The organism is Burkholderia crassaminum (genome assembly GCF_964265005.1).
In the GTDB taxonomy this organism is placed as follows: Bacteria; Pseudomonadota; Gammaproteobacteria; order Burkholderiales; family Burkholderiaceae; genus Burkholderia.
In genome coordinates this window covers 338,146-353,643 of the sequence record NZ_OZ183799.1, presented here as the reverse complement: position 1 = coordinate 353,643, position 15,498 = coordinate 338,146, and the positions used below count along the sequence as shown (strand labels likewise).

The following is a 15,498-nucleotide window of genomic DNA, read 5'->3' as shown; positions in this document are numbered from 1 at the left end:
GTTACCGGGTGGAATTCTCGGAATCGGAACCGCCGCCGGCAGGCGGACGGGCCGTCGATGCTGCACCGGCCGGTGCGGCATCGCGAGGTGCTGCGCGCAGGGCGGCACCGGCCGCGTCGCGCGTCTGCACGTATTCTTTCTCGAAATCGAAGGTCTTGCGGGCCGTGGACATTGCCATCACCACATCGACGCCCGAACCGGCGTCCTTCAGCCAGAACCAGAGGCGCCGCTCGCGCACGTAGAACATCGAGAAGATGCCGGCGACCAGCAGCAGGCTGCCAAGATACACCAGATTCTTGCCGGGTGCGCGCGTCAACTGAAATACCGAAGCTTGCACCTGCTTGAATGAGTCAAGCTGCAAATAGACGGGCGATCCATACAAAAAGCTGTCGGATAGCGCATTGATCGCGTTCTGCACGAAGCGGATCGTGTCGGTGCCCTGCTGGGCGGCCGGCTCGCCGGCGCGCTCGCGCGCGATCTGCCAGACCTCCCACATCGAGCCTTCGAGCATCCGCAGCAGCAGGCTCGCGGCCTTCTCCTGCTCGGCCTTGGGCACCGAGCGGTCGATGAACGTCGCCACGGCCTGGAAGCCGCCGATCGGCTGGCCGTCGGCACCGCGGCCGATGCTGTCGTCGCTCGCCGCAAAAAGGGTCAACACCTTCAATGCACTGTCCTGCAGGCGGCTGCGCAGCGATGCGTCAGTGCCCGGCAGCGAACGCTGCGCGAAGCGCGAGGCGGCTTCGGCGCGCACCGACGGATCCTCGAGCGCGGCGCGCAGGTGCATCCATTCGCCGATCGAATCCTGGCTGTCGGCCGGAATCCGCATGTAGCGGAACGGGTCGTTCGGGCTCGCACGCACGCCGGCGAGAAACACGCGCTCGCCGTTCATGTCGACGGGCAGCATGTAGTTGTTGAATTCGCGCGCCTGACCGTCCTTGCCGCGGATCTTGTACTGCACGGACGGGCCGATGTTGTGGAGCTGCGTCGGCTTCGACGTCTTCGCGCCGGAGCCGAGCCGTTCGTCGAACGCTTCCTTCAGCGAGTTCGTCGTCGCCACACCACGCACGTCCGGCTTGCCGTTCGCGTCGGCCATGTTCTCGACGTTGATCGCGCGGAAATCGGAGAACTCGATCGTGTCACCGTCGTTGCCCGGCATCTGCAGCGGCGCCGAACTGCCGATCGTGCCCTGCACGGGGAAGGTCTTCGCGTTGCCGCCCGTCATCGGGTAGGCCGTCATCTGCATCTGCGAGCCGCCGTCCTGGAAGCTCGACTGGTAGATCGACACGCCCTTGTACGTGAACGGCTTGTTGACCTCGACACGCGCCGGGATCTTCTGGCCGGTCTCGCGATCGATCACGACGATGTCGCTCGCGAACAGCTTCGGCATGCCCGTCGTGTAGTAGTCGACGATGAACTTGTTGAGCTGGATCGAGAACGGCAGGTCCTGGATCAGCGAGCCGCTCGGCTGGTTCAGGATCGCGGTCGACACGAACTGGCCCTCGGGCACCCACGCATAGCCGCGGAACGTCGGGTTCGACGCGGACAGGCGATGGTCGGGCGAGATCTCGCTGATCGTCGCGCTCGTATTGACCGGGCTCTTGCCGAACATCCACATCTGGAATTTGATCGGCAGGTTGCTGTCGAGCAGGCCGCCGATACAGATCACGACGATCGCGAGGTGCGCGGAGATGTAGCCCCACTTGGTCATCGCGCCGCGCTTCGCGGAGATCAGCGTCGCGCCGTCGTTTTCACGCACGACGTGCTTGTAGCCGGCCTTGGTGACGAACGTGGCGAGCGTCGCCGTGACGGTCGCGCGCGTGCCGGAAGCCGTGTACTCGGCCTTGTGGTGGAAAGCCCGCAGGCTGCCTTCGCGAACCTTGTCCTTCCAGCTCTTCGCATCGGCGAGCATCTTCGGTGCGTTGCGGATCACGCACAGCGAGATCGACGTGACGAGGAAGATCAGGATCAGCATGAACCACCACGCGCTGTACACGTTGTACAGGCCGAGCGAGCGGAAGATGTCCGCCCAGAACGGCCCGAACTGGTTCACGTAATTCGGATACGGATCGTCCTGGGTCAGGACCGTGCCGATGATGCTCGCAATCGACAGCACCACCAGCAGCGCGATCGCGAAGCGCATCGAGCTCAACAGCTCGACCGCGCGCTTCGACGCACCCTGACCCGACTTCGACTGCAACCCCGACGTGGTAACGCTCATTCAAACTCCGACTGACAACAAAAAAGGGCAAGGCGGCCGCACTAGCGCGGCGCCCCACCCTTTTCTTGTTCTGACTCCGGCCGCCCTTCGGGCGACCGGTCATTCCGTTCGCGGCTGACCGCTCAACGCAGGCCCGCGATGTAATCCGCGACGGCCTTGATCTCGTTGTCCGACAGCCGCGTCGCGATCTGATGCATCGCCTCGTTGTTGTTGCGCGCGCCGGCACCCTGCTGGAACGCGGTCAACTGCGCGACCGTGTAATCGGCCCATTGCCCCGACAGACGCGGGTACTGGACCGGGATCCCCTGCCCCGTCGGCCCGTGGCAGCTCGCGCAGGCGGGTACGCCCTTCTCCGCGATGCCGCCGCGATAGATCTTCTGGCCGACCGGCACGGTCGCCGCATCGCGTGCGGTGCCGAGCTTCGTCGTCTGCGACCCGTAGTACGCGGCGACGTTACGCATGTCGTCCGCGCTCAGCGCGCTCGCGAATCCGACCATCACCGCGTTGGTACGGACCGGCCCTTTCGCGCCCGGCTGCGCCTTGAAATCGTTCAACTGCTTGACCAGATATTCGGGATGCTGGCCGGCAAGCTTCGGGAAACTGCCCGACGCGCTGTTGCCGTCGGCGCCGTGACACGACGCGCAGACCTGCCCGGCAATCGCCTTGCCACGGTCGAGATCCGGCTTTGCCGCATCCGCCGCGTTTGCCTCCGCTACGAAACCTACGAACCCTGCTGCAACCTGAAGCACCATCAGAGACTTGCACAGTCGATTCATTCGCACACCCTGTTTCGTCTTGTGGGAATTTGAGGTTCTGCAAAAAACGACGGCGTTCAGTCTACCGCAGAAGCCACATAAAAGCGCGAGGCAGGCGCCCGGTGGCCTTCGGTAAAACCGCCGTATTGTACAATATCGTGTTGAAAGCTCCCGCGCCTATCGGGGCTACCCCGCCTCCACCAAGCGGCTTGCGCCGCCCGTCCTTCCGGTTCCCATGGCCTTTTTGCTCCATCAAGCCCGCTTCTACACGACCGTCAACCATCTGCGCGACCTGCCGCCGACGGTTCAGCCGGAAATCGCGTTCGCGGGCCGCTCGAATGCCGGCAAGTCGACGGCGATCAACGTGCTGTGCAACCAGAAGCGGCTGGCCTTCGCGTCGAAGACGCCCGGCCGCACGCAGCATATCAACTACTTTTCCGTCGGCCCGGCCGCCGAGCCCGTCGCGAATCTCGTCGACCTGCCCGGCTACGGCTACGCGGAAGTGCCCGGTGCCGCCAAGGCCCACTGGGAAATGCTGCTGTCGTCCTACCTCGCGACCCGCTCGCAGCTTTGCGGTCTGATCCTGATGATGGATTCGCGCCGTCCGCTGACCGACCTCGATCGCCGCATGATCGAGTGGTTCACGCCGACCGGCAAGCCGATCCACACGCTGCTGACGAAGTGCGACAAATTGACGCGGCAGGAAAGCATCAACGCGCTGCGGACCACGCAAAAGGGGCTCGATGCGTATCGTGACCAGGGCGTCCAGGGCAAGCTGACGGTCCAGCTGTTCTCCGCGCTGAAGCGCACGGGGCTCGACGAGGCGCACGAGCTGATCGAGAGCTGGCTGCGGCCGTCCGTCGCCGACGAAGAAAGCGCGCCTGTAGCACAATGATCGGGCAACGCGCGGCCGGGATCGGCGGCGCGCACCTGACGGCGCCTGCGGATTCGGCCGGCTCATAAAAAAACCCGCCGTTGAACGGCGGGTCAAACAGCCTAATCGAAAAACGACAGGCACCCGCTCAGGGAGGAGAAGCGGGGAGCTGCACGCGACGCGTGCCGCTCGATCGCTATCATATACCAACGCTCCCAAAAATGACCGAAGGGTTCCGTAAGGTCCTTCTTGCCCTGATTTCTACCCAATCGCCATGAGCTTCCATCCGCTTCATCGTCCGCGCCGGATGCGCCGCGACGACTTCTCCCGGCGCCTGATGCGCGAAAACCGCCTGACCACCGACGACCTGATCTATCCGGTATTCGTCGTCGAAGGCACCAACGAACGGCAGCCGGTGCCGTCGATGCCGGGCGTCGAGCGCGTGTCCGTCGATCTGCTGATGCATGTCGCCGAGCAATGCGTCGAACTCGGCGTGCCCGTGCTGTCGCTGTTCCCGGCGATCGAGCCGTCGGTGAAAACGCCTGACGGCCGCGAGGCAGCCAATCCGGAAGGCCTGATCCCGCGCGCGGTGCGCGAGCTGAAGAAGCGCTTCCCCGAACTCGGCGTGCTGACCGACGTCGCACTCGATCCGTACACGAGCCACGGCCAGGACGGCGTGCTCGACGAAAACGGCTACGTAATCAACGACGACACGATCGAGATCCTGATCGATCAGGCGCGCGCGCAGGCGGAAGCCGGCGTCGACATCGTCGCGCCGTCGGACATGATGGACGGCCGTATCGGCGCAATCCGCGAGATGCTGGAAAGCGACGGCCATATCCATACGCGAATCATGGCCTATTCGGCCAAGTTCGCATCGGCGTTCTACGGCCCGTTCCGTGACGCGGTCGGCTCGGCGTCCAATCTGGGCAAGGGCAACAAGATGACCTACCAGATGGATCCGGCGAACAGCGACGAAGCGCTGCGCGAAGTGCGCCTCGACATCGACGAAGGCGCCGACATGGTGATGGTCAAGCCCGGCATGCCGTACCTCGACATCGTGCGCCGCGTGAAGGACGAGTTCCGCTTCCCGACCTACGTGTACCAGGTGAGCGGCGAATACGCGATGCTGAAGGCTGCCGCGATGAACGGCTGGCTCGACCACGACAAGGTCGTGCTCGAATCGCTGCTCGCGTTCAAGCGTGCGGGCGCCGACGGCGTGCTCACGTACTTCGCACTCGACGCCGCGCGTCTGCTGAAAGCGCAACGCTAAGCCGCGCGCCGGCAGGCACCAGGAAAAACGGCGGGACACTTCGGTGTCCCGCCGTTTTTTGTTTACCGTCGATCAGGGCCGCCTGCCCTTGTCGATTGTCGGCTCATGCCACGCGAGCGTGCCTGCTCGCCACCGGCACGCCCCCGACACGCAGGGTCATACCGTCGGTACCGCCGCGCGATCGAGGCTGCGCAGGAACGTCTCGGCCGCCTGATAACCGACCACACGACCGATTTCGTTACCGTTGCGATCGAAAAAGATGATGCCCGGTGGCCCGAACAGGTTGAAGCGCTTGAGCAGCGCCTGGTCGTCCGGATTGTTCGCGGTGACGTCCGCACGTACCAGGTGAAGCTGCGCGAGCCGCGCCTGCACGCGAGAATCGGTAAACGTCAGGTGCTCCATCTCCTTGCAACTCACGCACCAGTCCGCGTAGAAGTCGAGCATCACGGGCTGGCCCGACGTCTTCAGCAGTGCGTCGAGTTCGCCGCTCGAGCGCACCGAAGCGAATGCGGGCCCCTGCTGCCCGGCAGCCGCACCGGCTGCCGACACATCGCCCGACGCAACGGTACGCGCCGCGAGGATGGCCAGCGGCTTCACGGGGTCGTTGGAGCCCGCCGCGAGACCGACGAGCAGCGTCGCCGCCCAGATTGCGAGCGCGGCACCGAGGCCACGGCCGAGGCGGCGCCAGATCGACGCGGCGCCGGCATTCGGCGTGAACAGGCCGAGCGCCGCGGCCGCGATGAGCAGCCACAAGGCAGCGAGCACCATTTTCAGGCCACCGGCAAGCACCGGCCACACGATCCACAGCGCGGCCGCGAGCAGCACGATGCCGAAGAACACCTTCACGCCATCCATCCACGCACCGGCGCGCGGCAGCACCGTGCCGGCACCGACGCCGACGACCAGCAGCGGCACGCCAAGCCCCAGCCCCATCGCGAACAGCGCGGCACCGCCGAGCAGCGCATTGCCCGTGTGGGCGATGAAAGCGAGTACCGCGAACAGCGGCGCCGTCATGCATGCGCCCACGACCAGCGCGGACAGCGCGCCCATCGCCGCGACCGCGACGAAATGGCCACCCTGGCGCGCGCCCGATGCCTCGGCTGCGCCGTTCTGCCAGCGCGCGGGCAGCGCGATATCCTTACCCGAAATCAGCGATACGGCAAACGCGGTGAGCAGCATGCCGAACGCGCCGAGCACCCACGGGTTCTGCAGCCATGCACCGAGGCTCTGGCCGACCAGCGCCGCGGCGATGCCGAGCACCGTATAAACCAGCGCCATGCCGACCACATAGGTCAGCGACAGCGCGAAGCCGCGCGCATGCGTCGCGCGCGTGCCCTGGCCGATGATGATCGCCGACACGATCGGGATCATCGGGTACGAACACGGCAGGAGGCTCAGCACGACGCCGGCGACGAAATACAGTGCGACGATCGTGAAGAAGCCATGCCCTTCGAGCAGCGACTGCGCAAAATCGGCGCTCGTGACCTTGTCGAACCAACTGCCCGCGGCAGCCGCATCGCCGGACGACGAGGCGGGACCCAGCGCGGCGCCGTCGACCTTCACGAGGTGCTCGGCCGGCGGATAGCAGATGCCCTCATCAGCACACCCCTGCGACGTCACCGCAAGCTCGAACGGCCCCGACGCCTGCTTGACGGGCACGCGAACGACAACTTCATCACGGTAGGTCTCGACGTTCTTCTGGAACGTCTGGTCGAACTTCACGTGGCCGGCCGGGAATTGCGGCTCGCCGAGCGTCGCCTGCCCGCTCTTCACCGCGAACGCGAACCGCTCACGGTACAGGTAATACCCGTTGGCAACCTTGAAGCGGACGTCCACCTGCCCCGGCGATTCGCTCGCACTGAACTTGAACGCGACCGACGGATCGAGGAAATCGTCGGCCGCGCGCGCGACCGACAGGCCGCCCAGCACGAGCATGAACGACAACAGGACTGCGAGGAACCGCAGCGCGCGCACGCGCACGGGAAGCGCCATACCGTTAAACATGAAATAGACGTTGAGTTTCGCTGGTCACCCATTGGCCGTACGCGGCCGATGCCGTCGCCTGCCACGAGACGATTTCGGGCGTCTCGTAAGGATGATGCGCAAGGATAAATCGCTCCAGTTCGAGCGCCCGCACGGGGCTCGTCTTGAACAACAACTGGATCTCGTCGGCCGTTTCGACCTTGCCCTGCCAGTGGTAGCGCGACTTGATCGCACCGAGCTCCGACACACACGCGGCAAGCCGCGCGTCGAGCGCACCGTCGGAGAGCGCTTTGGCAGTCGCGGTATCGGGCACCGTCGTCAGCATCAGCACCACTATCATCCGCGCCCTCCTGGCTGGTCTATCGGCACCTGGCGGCACGGATTGCCCACCTGGGCGCGCGCCGGCTGCCCCGTATCGTAGCGCAGCCCGCGCAACCCTGCCGACGCCGCCCTGCGACAATCGATCGCAGCCGACGCTTCAAAAACAAAAAGGGCCAAGCAATTGCTCGGCCCCTTTCAGATACTGCTGCGTACCGGAAGCTTACTCAGCTTCTTGCACGTTTTCCGTTTCGTCGACTTCCGGACGATCGAGCAGCTCGACCAGTGCCATCGGTGCGTTGTCGCCTACGCGGAAGCCGAACTTCAGCACGCGCAGGTAGCCGCCCGGACGGTTCGCGAAACGCGGACCGAGCACGTCGAACAGCTTCGCCACCGAGTCACGATCGCGCAGGCGGTTGAACGCCAGGCGACGGTTTGCCAGCGACGGCTTCTTGCCGAGCGTGATCAGCGGCTCGACGACTTTACGGAGTTCCTTCGCCTTCGGCAGCGTCGTCTTGATGACTTCGTGCTCGATCAGCGAGTTGGACATGTTACGGAGCATAGCCAGACGGTGGCTGCTCGTGCGGTTCAGTTTCCGCAGACCATGACGATGGCGCATTTCAGTTTCCTTGATTCAAAGTTTTGGTCCAGCTCTTCTATCGCACCTCGAAGGGTGCACGGGCCGGTAACGAAAAAAAGCAAGATGCGGATTTTAAAGGAAAATCCGCATCTTTGCCAACTACAGCAACAGCCGGGCTACAAGCGGGCTTACTTGTCGAGACCAGCCGGCGGCCAGTTCTCGAGCTTCATGCCCAGCGTGAGACCGCGCGAAGCGAGCACTTCCTTGATCTCGTTGAGCGACTTGCGACCGAGGTTCGGCGTCTTCAGCAGCTCGTTTTCCGTGCGCTGGATCAGGTCGCCGATGTAGTAGATGTTCTCGGCCTTCAGGCAGTTCGCCGAACGAACCGTCAGCTCGAGATCGTCCACCGGACGCAGCAGGATCGGATCGATCTGCGGTGCACGCGACGGCGCTTCGGCTGCCGTTTCCGTGCCTTCCAGCGCCGCGAACACGGACAGCTGGTCGACCAGGATGCGGGCCGATTGACGGATCGCTTCTTCCGGCGTGATCACACCGCTCGTCTCGATGTTCATGACAAGCTTGTCGAGGTCGGTACGCTGCTCGACACGTGCGCTTTCGACAGCGTAGCTCACACGGCGAACCGGCGAGAACGATGCGTCGAGGACGATGCGGCCGATGATCTTGGCCGTGTCTTCGCCGTAGCGACGGACGTTGCCGGGCACATAGCCGCGACCCTTTTCGATCTTGATCTGAACGTCGAGCTTGCCGCCCTTCGACAGGTGCGCAATCACGTGATTCGGATTGATGACTTCGCAGTCGTGAGCCAGCTCGATATCGCCGGCCGTGACAACGCCTTCACCTTCCTTGCGCAGCGTAACCGTCACTTCGTCACGGTTATGCAGCTTGAACACCACGCCCTTCAGGTTCAGCAGCAGGTTGACGACGTCTTCCTGCACGCCATCCAGCGTCGAGTACTCGTGCACCACGCCCGCGATCGTCACTTCGGTCGGCGCGTAGCCAACCATCGACGACAGCAGCACGCGGCGAAGCGCATTGCCCAAGGTATGGCCGTAACCGCGTTCGAACGGCTCCATGACCACCCTCGCGTGGTTCTCGCCCAGCGATTCCACGGCGATGATCTTGGGTTTCAGCAAACTGGTTTGCATGGGCTTTCCTTTTCAATACCCTCGGCTCGTTACACCGATAAGGCTGACCGGTAACAACCAGAAAATAAACAGCCGAGGCCCCTCCTTGCGCAACGCAATCGGGGTACCTCGGCCGTCAATCGGATTAACGCGAATACAATTCGACGATCAGGCTTTCGTTGATGTCGCCTGCGATGTCAGCGCGTTCCGGCATTTGCTTGAACGTGCCTTCGAACTTCTTCGCATCGACTGCAACCCAGCTCGGCATGCCGCCTTGCTCGGCCAGCGACAGCGCTTCGACGATACGCGCTTGCTTCTTCGCCTTTTCGCGGATCGCGACGACGTCACCCGACTTCACTTGCTGCGACGGGACGTTCGCGACGACGCCGTTCACGGTGATCGACTTGTGGCTCACCAGCTGACGCGCTTCAGCGCGGGTCGAGCCGAAGCCCATGCGATACACGACGTTGTCGAGGCGCGACTCGAGCAGTTGCAGCAGGTTTTCACCCGTGTTGCCCTTGCGGCGGTCGGCTTCAGCGAAGTAGCGGCGGAACTGACGCTCCAGCACGCCGTAGATGCGCTTGACCTTCTGCTTTTCACGCAGCTGCGTACCGTAGTCGGACGTACGTGCGCCCGAGGTACGGCCGTGCTGACCCGGCTTGCTGTCGAGCTTGCACTTGTCGGCGAGCGAGCGGCGCGCGCTCTTCAGGAACAGGTCGGTGCCTTCACGGCGGGACAGCTTGGCTTTGGGGCCGATATAACGTGCCACTTTGCATTCCTTTATCAATCAGTCACGCGGATCGAAATCCGCGCTAGTCCGCTCCCTTTGGGGCGAACGGTGGGCTTAGTCAATCAAAAAAGCAACGCCCGTCGACGCTAAGCGGCGACAGGCAATGTGCTAGCACGAACGTGCCAGCACATCTTTAGATACGACGACGCTTCGGCGGACGGCAGCCGTTGTGCGGAATCGGGGTGACGTCCGAAATCGCGGTGATCTTGATGCCGAGGCCGTGCAGTGCGCGCACTGCCGACTCACGACCCGGGCCCGGGCCCTTGATCCGCACTTCCAGATTCTTCACGCCGTATTCCATCGCGACGCGGCCAGCCGACTCGGCTGCGACCTGGGCAGCGAACGGCGTCGATTTGCGCGAGCCCTTGAAGCCCTGACCGCCCGACGTCGCCCATGCCAGTGCGTTGCCTTGGCGATCGGTGATCGTGATGATCGTGTTGTTGAACGACGCGTGAACGTGAACCACGCCTTCAGCGACGTTCTTCTTAACCTTCTTGCGAACGCGTTGCGCCGCGGTGTTCGAAGCCTTAGCCATTACGTTTTCCTGTAACTGTCAGTTCCGCTTACTTCTTCAGCGCTTGCGCTGCACGACGCGGACCCTTACGGGTACGTGCGTTCGTACGCGTACGCTGACCGCGCATCGGCAGGCCCTTGCGATGACGGACGCCACGGTAGCAACCGAGGTCCATCAGGCGCTTGATGTTCATCGTCACTTCACGGCGCAGATCGCCTTCGACGACAAACTTGCCCACTTCTTCACGCAGCTTTTCCAGGTCTGCGTCGGTCAGATCCTTGACCTTCTTCGAAAAATCGACGCCAGCTGCCACGCAGATGCTGCGCGAACGGGTGCGGCCGACACCAAAGATAGCCGTCAGGCCAATCTCGGTGTGCTGGTGATTCGGGATGTTAACCCCTGCGATACGAGCCATTGTTTTTCCTCAAACAAAAAGCGCAAACAAACGCGCGGTCAGCCTTGGCGCTGCTTGTGGCGCGGATCCGAGCTGCAGATCACGCGAACGACGCCCTTGCGCTTGATGATCTTGCAATTGCGGCAAATGCGCTTAACCGATGCCATCACTTTCATGATAATACCCTTTTTTCAAATCACTTCGCCCGGAACACGATCCGCGCACGAGACAGATCGTAAGGCGTCAACTCAACCGTCACCTTGTCGCCCGGGAGAATGCGGATGTAGTGCATCCGCATCTTTCCGGAAATATGCCCCAATACGACATGGCCGTTTTCCAGCTTCACACGGAAGGTCGCATTCGGGAGGTTTTCGATCACCTCACCCTGCATCTGGATTACATCGTCTTTGGCCATAGTCCTATTTAACGCATCGGGATGTTGCCGCCCTTGAAGTTCGCCTTCTTGAGCAGTGACTCATACTGTTGCGACATAACGTACGACTGCACCTGCGCCATAAAGTCCATCGTGACGACGACAATGATCAGCAGCGACGTTCCACCAAAATAAAACGGCACGTTCCAGCGCAGCACCAGGAATTCCGGCAGCAGACACACGAAGACGATGTAGATCGCACCGGCCAGCGTCAGACGCGTGAGGATGCGGTCGATATATCGTGCGGTCTGATCGCCCGGACGGATGCCCGGAACAAACGCGCCGCTCTTCTTCAGGTTGTCTGCGGTTTCCCTGCTGTTGAACACCAGCGCGGTGTAAAAGAAGCAGAAAAACACGATCGCCAGCGTGTACAGCAGCACATAGACCGGCTGGCCCGGCTTCAGCGCTTCCGCTACGTTATGCAACGTATTGGAAATCCAGCTTCCCGTCGGCTGACCGGTACTGAACCAGCCGAGAATCGTTGCCGGGAACAGAATGATCGACGATGCGAAGATCGGCGGAATCACACCCGACATGTTCAACTTCAGCGGCAGATGCGACGACTGCCCACCGTAGATCTTGTTGCCGACCTGGCGTTTCGCGTAGTTCACGAGGATCTTGCGCTGACCGCGTTCGATGAACACGACCAGGTAAGTCACCGCGGCAATCAGAACGACGATGATGATCGCCGAAATGATGCTCATCGAACCCGTACGCACCAGCTCGAACAACCCACCCACGGCATTCGGGAATCCTGCTGCGATCCCGCCGAAGATGATGATCGAGATACCGTTGCCCAGACCACGCTCGGTAATCTGCTCGCCGAGCCACATCAGGAACATCGTGCCGGTAACCAGCGTCACGACCGTCGTCAGACGGAACAGCATGCCGGGATCAGTGACGAGGCCTGGCTGGTTTTCCAGCGCAGCCGCGATACCGAAAGCCTGGAAGGTCGCGAGCACCACGGTGAAATACCGCGTGTACTGCGTGATCTTCCGTTGCCCTGCCTGCCCTTCCTTCTTCAGCGCCTCGAGCTGCGGCGATACGATTGCCAGCAACTGCATGATGATCGACGCCGAGATGTACGGCATGATCCCCAGCGCAAAGATCGTGAAGCGGGAAAGTGCGCCACCCGAGAACATGTTGAACATGCCCAGGATGCCACCCGCCTGGCTCTGGAACAGCTTAGCCAGTTGATCCGGATCGATGCCCGGCACGGGAATGTGCGCGCCGATGCGATAGACGATCAGCGCCAGGAGCAGGAACATCGCTCGCCGACGCAGATCGCCGAATTTCGCCGTGCTTCGACCGGGTTTTGCAAGACTCGGGCTGTTAGCCAAGTACCTTCTCCGATGAATGCAAGTGACGACGCGCTACGCGTGTCACTCGGCGAACGAACCGCCAGCCGCTTCGATCGCAGCGCGCGCACCCTTGGTGGCACCGAGACCCTTCACGACGATCTTGCGCTTCAGTTCGCCCGTCGCGATGATCTTTGCGCTCTTCGTCAGCTCGCCGACCAGGCCGGCTTGCTTCAGTGCGAGCAGATCGATCTCATCGACCGGCAGCTTCTCGAGGTCGCCCAGACGCACTTCACCGACGAATTCCTTCGTCAGCGACGTGAAGCCGCGCTTCGGCAGACGACGTTGCAGCGGCATCTGACCGCCTTCGAAACCGACTTTGTGGAAGCCGCCCGAACGCGATTTCTGACCCTTGTGACCACGGCCAGCCGTCTTGCCGAGGCCCGAACCGATGCCACGGCCGACGCGACGCTTGGCGTGCTTGGCGCCAGCTGCCGGCTTCAGGTTATTCAATTCCATATCAACTCCTTGATCCGTAGGGCCGCTTACGCGATGACCTTAACGAGGTACGAGACCTTGTTGATCATGCCGCGGACCGCCGGCGTGTCCTGAAGCTCGCTGACCGAGTTGAGTCGGCGCAGGCCCAGGCCACGCACGGTCGCGCGGTGCGATTCGCGGGTCCCGATCAGGCTCTTAACGAGCTGAACCTTGACAGTTTTTTCAGACATGGTGACCACCCGGGCTTAGCCCAAAATATCTTCGACGGACTTGCCGCGCTTCGCCGCGATGTCTGCCGGGGTGGACTGCTTACGCAGGCCGTCCAGCGTGGCGCGAACGAGGTTGTACGGGTTCGTCGAACCGTGGCTCTTCGCCACGACGTTCTGAACGCCCATCACGTCGAACACTGCGCGCATCGGGCCGCCAGCGATCACGCCCGTACCTGCCTTCGCCGGGGCGAGGAGGACAGCCGATGCGCCGTGCTTGCCGTGCACTTCGTGTTGCAGCGTGCCGTTCTTGAGCGGCACCTTGAACATGTTGCGGCGAGCTTGTTCCATTGCCTTCTGGACAGCGACCGGCACTTCCTTCGCCTTGCCCTTGCCCATACCGATGCGGCCATCACCATCGCCGACCACGGTCAGTGCGGCGAAGCCGAGAATACGGCCACCCTTCACGACCTTGGTCACGCGGTTGACCGAAATCATCTTTTCACGAAGGCCGTCGTCGCGCTCGTCAGCCTGAACTTTCGCTTGCATCTTTGCCATGACGAATTCCTTCCTTAGAACTTGAGCCCAGCTTCGCGAGCTGCCTCAGCCAGCGCTTTCACGCGGCCGTGGTAGCGGAAGCCCGAGCGGTCGAAGGCGACGGATTCGATGCCGGCGGCCTTTGCCTTCTCGGCAATACGCTTGCCGATCAGCGTCGCGGCGTTAACGTTGCCGCCCTTGCCCGACTTGTCGGCGAGCTCGGCGCGCACTTCTGCCTCGAGCGTCGACGCGCTGGCGAGCACCTTGGTGCCGCACGGCGAGAACACTTGAGCGTAGATGTGCGTGTTCGTGCGATGCACGGCGAGACGCGCGACCTGCAGCTCAGCGATCTTGATACGCGTCTGGCGAGCGCGGCGCAGGCGAGATTGAGTCTTATCCATGATTGCGCACCCTTACTTCTTCTTCGTTTCTTTGAGGATCACAACCTCGTCGGCATAGCGCACGCCCTTGCCCTTGTAGGGCTCCGGCGGACGGTAACCGCGAACTTCCGCAGCTACTTGACCGACTTGTTGCTTGTTGATCCCCTTGATCACGATTTCGGTTTGCGTCGGGGTTTCTGCCTTGACGCCTTCCGGCATCTGGTGCACCACCGGGTGCGAGAAACCCAGCGACAGGTTCAGCTTGTCGCCTTGCGCTTGCGCACGATAACCGACGCCAACCAGCGTCAGCTTGCGCTCGAAACCCTTGGTCACGCCGTGCACGGCATTCGCGATAATCGCGCGCATCGTGCCCGACAGTGCATTTGCTTCGCGGCTTTCGTCCACCGGCGACAGGTTCAGCGTGCCGTCGTTGTTCGCCACGTTCACGAGCGGATTGATCGCTTGCGTGATGGTGCCCAGCGGGCCCTTGACGGTGATTGCACCGTCGGCCAGCTTGACTTCCGCGCCTTGCAGCGCGATCGGGCTCTTACCTACTCGAGACATGTTTCTCTCTCCTCGGCTTTAAGCGACGTAGCAGATGACTTCGCCGCCGACGCCGGTAGCGCGCGCCTTGCGGTCGGTCATCACGCCCTTGGGCGTCGACACGATTGCCACGCCGAGGCCATTCATGACCTGCGGAATGTCGTTACGACCGCGGTAGACGCGCAGGCCAGGCTTCGACACGCGCTCGAGGCGTTCGATGACCGGACGGCCAGCGTAGTACTTCAGCGCGATATTCAGTTCGGACTTCGCACCTTCCGCCTTCACGGCGAAATCGTCGATATAACCTTCGTCCTTCAGGACTTGCGCGATTGCAACCTTGACCTTCGACGAGGGCATCGCGACCGATACCTTCTCGACCATCTGCGCGTTGCGGATGCGAGTCAGCATATCGGCGATAGGATCACTCATGCTCATTTACGTTTCTCCTATTACCAGCTCGCCTTGGTCAGGCCAGGAATCTCGCCACGGAATGCGATTTCACGAATCTTGTTACGCGCGAGGCCGAATTTACGGAACGTGCCACGCGGGCGGCCCGTGATCGCGCAGCGGTTACGCTGGCGGGTCGGGTTTGCGTTGCGGGGCAGTTGCTGCAGCTCCAGGCGTGCTTCGTAGCGCTCTTCTTCCGACTTGCTTTGGTCTTCGACGATCGCCTTCAGCGCATCGCGCTTTGCTGCGAACTTCGCGACCAGGCGGGCGCGCTTCTTTTCACGTTCGATCAGTGCCAGTTTAGCCACGGTA

21 protein-coding genes are annotated in these 15,498 nt (G+C 62.5%); 2 read left to right on the top strand and 19 right to left on the bottom strand.

What is annotated here, in order from left to right:
• Position 1 precedes the first annotated feature (1 nt).
• Both ACPTTF_RS01600 and ACPTTF_RS01595 read right to left on the bottom strand, forming a co-directional pair.
• Complete coding sequence (locus ACPTTF_RS01600) at positions 2-2,218, bottom strand: cytochrome c biogenesis protein ResB (protein ID WP_423370072.1); 2,217 nt, start codon at positions 2,216-2,218, stop codon at positions 2-4.
• A 122-nt stretch (positions 2,219-2,340) separates the two neighbouring features.
• Positions 2,341-2,994 carry a c-type cytochrome gene (locus tag ACPTTF_RS01595; RefSeq protein WP_166966098.1) on the bottom strand — a complete coding sequence of 218 codons (654 nt, stop codon included), beginning with the start codon at positions 2,992-2,994 and terminating at the stop codon, positions 2,341-2,343.
• Positions 2,995-3,208: 214 nt separating this feature from the next.
• Between ACPTTF_RS01595 and yihA the strand changes: the two genes are divergently transcribed.
• The gene (gene yihA, locus ACPTTF_RS01590; protein ID WP_166966049.1) at positions 3,209-3,868 is read left to right on the top strand and encodes a ribosome biogenesis GTP-binding protein YihA/YsxC; all 660 of its coding nucleotides are present in this window, start codon (positions 3,209-3,211) and stop codon (positions 3,866-3,868) included.
• A gap of 253 nt (positions 3,869-4,121) precedes the next feature.
• Complete coding sequence (hemB, locus tag ACPTTF_RS01585; protein WP_021161736.1) at positions 4,122-5,120, top strand: porphobilinogen synthase; 999 nt, start codon at positions 4,122-4,124, stop codon at positions 5,118-5,120.
• Positions 5,121-5,276: 156 nt separating this feature from the next.
• Here the strand turns inward: hemB and dsbD are convergent, their stop codons facing one another.
• The 17 genes from dsbD to rpsN form a co-directional block, all read right to left on the bottom strand.
• Positions 5,277-7,124, bottom strand: coding sequence for a protein-disulfide reductase DsbD (gene dsbD / locus ACPTTF_RS01580; RefSeq protein ID WP_423370071.1), 1,848 nt, complete (start codon positions 7,122-7,124; stop codon positions 5,277-5,279).
• Positions 7,117-7,443, bottom strand: a complete 327-nt coding sequence (gene cutA / locus ACPTTF_RS01575) for a divalent-cation tolerance protein CutA (RefSeq protein WP_423370070.1) — start codon at positions 7,441-7,443, stop codon at positions 7,117-7,119. The genes dsbD and cutA overlap by 8 nt, the downstream gene beginning before the upstream one ends.
• 201 nt (positions 7,444-7,644) lie before the next feature.
• Positions 7,645-8,040: a 50S ribosomal protein L17 gene (gene rplQ / locus ACPTTF_RS01570; RefSeq protein WP_006477175.1), complete on the bottom strand. Its 396-nt coding sequence runs from the start codon at positions 8,038-8,040 to the stop codon at positions 7,645-7,647.
• Between the two features lie 149 nt (positions 8,041-8,189).
• Complete coding sequence (locus tag ACPTTF_RS01565) at positions 8,190-9,167, bottom strand: DNA-directed RNA polymerase subunit alpha (protein ID WP_006477176.1); 978 nt, start codon at positions 9,165-9,167, stop codon at positions 8,190-8,192.
• A gap of 124 nt (positions 9,168-9,291) precedes the next feature.
• Positions 9,292-9,915: a 30S ribosomal protein S4 gene (gene rpsD / locus ACPTTF_RS01560; RefSeq protein ID WP_166966043.1), complete on the bottom strand. Its 624-nt coding sequence runs from the start codon at positions 9,913-9,915 to the stop codon at positions 9,292-9,294.
• 154 nt (positions 9,916-10,069) lie between these two features.
• Complete coding sequence (gene rpsK, locus ACPTTF_RS01555) at positions 10,070-10,471, bottom strand: 30S ribosomal protein S11 (RefSeq protein WP_004197937.1); 402 nt, start codon at positions 10,469-10,471, stop codon at positions 10,070-10,072.
• A 28-nt stretch (positions 10,472-10,499) separates the two neighbouring features.
• Positions 10,500-10,865 carry a 30S ribosomal protein S13 gene (gene rpsM / locus ACPTTF_RS01550; protein ID WP_006477178.1) on the bottom strand — a complete coding sequence of 122 codons (366 nt, stop codon included), beginning with the start codon at positions 10,863-10,865 and terminating at the stop codon, positions 10,500-10,502.
• 38 nt (positions 10,866-10,903) lie between these two features.
• Positions 10,904-11,020, bottom strand: coding sequence for a 50S ribosomal protein L36 (gene rpmJ, locus ACPTTF_RS01545; protein ID WP_004199844.1), 117 nt, complete (start codon positions 11,018-11,020; stop codon positions 10,904-10,906).
• A gap of 20 nt (positions 11,021-11,040) precedes the next feature.
• Positions 11,041-11,259, bottom strand: a complete 219-nt coding sequence (infA, locus tag ACPTTF_RS01540; RefSeq protein WP_004521905.1) for a translation initiation factor IF-1 — start codon at positions 11,257-11,259, stop codon at positions 11,041-11,043.
• A gap of 8 nt (positions 11,260-11,267) precedes the next feature.
• A complete protein-coding gene (secY, locus tag ACPTTF_RS01535; RefSeq protein ID WP_006482915.1) occupies positions 11,268-12,617 on the bottom strand; it encodes a preprotein translocase subunit SecY in 1,350 nt (449 codons plus the stop codon).
• A 42-nt stretch (positions 12,618-12,659) separates the two neighbouring features.
• The gene (gene rplO, locus ACPTTF_RS01530) at positions 12,660-13,094 is read right to left on the bottom strand and encodes a 50S ribosomal protein L15 (protein ID WP_006482880.1); all 435 of its coding nucleotides are present in this window, start codon (positions 13,092-13,094) and stop codon (positions 12,660-12,662) included.
• A 26-nt stretch (positions 13,095-13,120) separates the two neighbouring features.
• Positions 13,121-13,303, bottom strand: coding sequence for a 50S ribosomal protein L30 (gene rpmD, locus ACPTTF_RS01525; protein ID WP_006400644.1), 183 nt, complete (start codon positions 13,301-13,303; stop codon positions 13,121-13,123).
• Between the two features lie 15 nt (positions 13,304-13,318).
• Entirely contained in the window at positions 13,319-13,837 is a 519-nt protein-coding gene (gene rpsE / locus ACPTTF_RS01520) for a 30S ribosomal protein S5 (protein ID WP_006752931.1), read from the bottom strand.
• Between the two features lie 14 nt (positions 13,838-13,851).
• On the bottom strand, positions 13,852-14,217 hold the full coding sequence (gene rplR, locus ACPTTF_RS01515) for a 50S ribosomal protein L18 (protein ID WP_006477183.1): 366 nt from the start codon (positions 14,215-14,217) through the stop codon (positions 13,852-13,854).
• A 12-nt stretch (positions 14,218-14,229) separates the two neighbouring features.
• A complete protein-coding gene (gene rplF, locus ACPTTF_RS01510; RefSeq protein ID WP_006477184.1) occupies positions 14,230-14,760 on the bottom strand; it encodes a 50S ribosomal protein L6 in 531 nt (176 codons plus the stop codon).
• 18 nt (positions 14,761-14,778) lie between these two features.
• The gene (gene rpsH, locus ACPTTF_RS01505; RefSeq protein ID WP_006477185.1) at positions 14,779-15,174 is read right to left on the bottom strand and encodes a 30S ribosomal protein S8; all 396 of its coding nucleotides are present in this window, start codon (positions 15,172-15,174) and stop codon (positions 14,779-14,781) included.
• A 14-nt stretch (positions 15,175-15,188) separates the two neighbouring features.
• Entirely contained in the window at positions 15,189-15,494 is a 306-nt protein-coding gene (rpsN, locus tag ACPTTF_RS01500) for a 30S ribosomal protein S14 (protein ID WP_011350676.1), read from the bottom strand.
• Between the last annotated feature and the right edge of the window lie 4 nt (positions 15,495-15,498).

Bases quoted from the DNA above. Each gene is read 5' to 3' on its own strand.
- rpmJ (WP_004199844.1), bottom strand. From the start codon at position 11,020: ATGAAAGTGATGGCATCGGTTAAGCGCATTTGCCGCAATTGCAAGATC.
- ACPTTF_RS01565 (WP_006477176.1), bottom strand. From the start codon at position 9,167: ATGCAAACCAGTTTGCTGAAACCCAAGATCATCGCCGTGGAATCGCTG.
- rpsH (WP_006477185.1), bottom strand. From the start codon at position 15,174: ATGAGCATGAGTGATCCTATCGCCGATATGCTGACTCGCATCCGCAAC.
- cutA (WP_423370070.1), bottom strand. From the start codon at position 7,443: ATGATAGTGGTGCTGATGCTGACGACGGTGCCCGATACCGCGACTGCC.
- ACPTTF_RS01600 (WP_423370072.1), bottom strand. From the start codon at position 2,218: ATGAGCGTTACCACGTCGGGGTTGCAGTCGAAGTCGGGTCAGGGTGCG.
- rplF (WP_006477184.1), bottom strand. From the start codon at position 14,760: ATGTCTCGAGTAGGTAAGAGCCCGATCGCGCTGCAAGGCGCGGAAGTC.
- rplR (WP_006477183.1), bottom strand. From the start codon at position 14,217: ATGGATAAGACTCAATCTCGCCTGCGCCGCGCTCGCCAGACGCGTATC.
- rpsM (WP_006477178.1), bottom strand. From the start codon at position 10,865: ATGGCTCGTATCGCAGGGGTTAACATCCCGAATCACCAGCACACCGAG.
- rpmD (WP_006400644.1), bottom strand. From the start codon at position 13,303: ATGTCTGAAAAAACTGTCAAGGTTCAGCTCGTTAAGAGCCTGATCGGG.
- yihA (WP_166966049.1), top strand. From the start codon at position 3,209: ATGGCCTTTTTGCTCCATCAAGCCCGCTTCTACACGACCGTCAACCAT.
- ACPTTF_RS01595 (WP_166966098.1), bottom strand. From the start codon at position 2,994: ATGAATCGACTGTGCAAGTCTCTGATGGTGCTTCAGGTTGCAGCAGGG.
- rplQ (WP_006477175.1), bottom strand. From the start codon at position 8,040: ATGCGCCATCGTCATGGTCTGCGGAAACTGAACCGCACGAGCAGCCAC.
- dsbD (WP_423370071.1), bottom strand. From the start codon at position 7,124: ATGTTTAACGGTATGGCGCTTCCCGTGCGCGTGCGCGCGCTGCGGTTC.
- rpsE (WP_006752931.1), bottom strand. From the start codon at position 13,837: ATGGCAAAGATGCAAGCGAAAGTTCAGGCTGACGAGCGCGACGACGGC.
- infA (WP_004521905.1), bottom strand. From the start codon at position 11,259: ATGGCCAAAGACGATGTAATCCAGATGCAGGGTGAGGTGATCGAAAAC.
- hemB (WP_021161736.1), top strand. From the start codon at position 4,122: ATGAGCTTCCATCCGCTTCATCGTCCGCGCCGGATGCGCCGCGACGAC.
- rpsK (WP_004197937.1), bottom strand. From the start codon at position 10,471: ATGGCTAAGGCTTCGAACACCGCGGCGCAACGCGTTCGCAAGAAGGTT.
- rplO (WP_006482880.1), bottom strand. From the start codon at position 13,094: ATGGAATTGAATAACCTGAAGCCGGCAGCTGGCGCCAAGCACGCCAAG.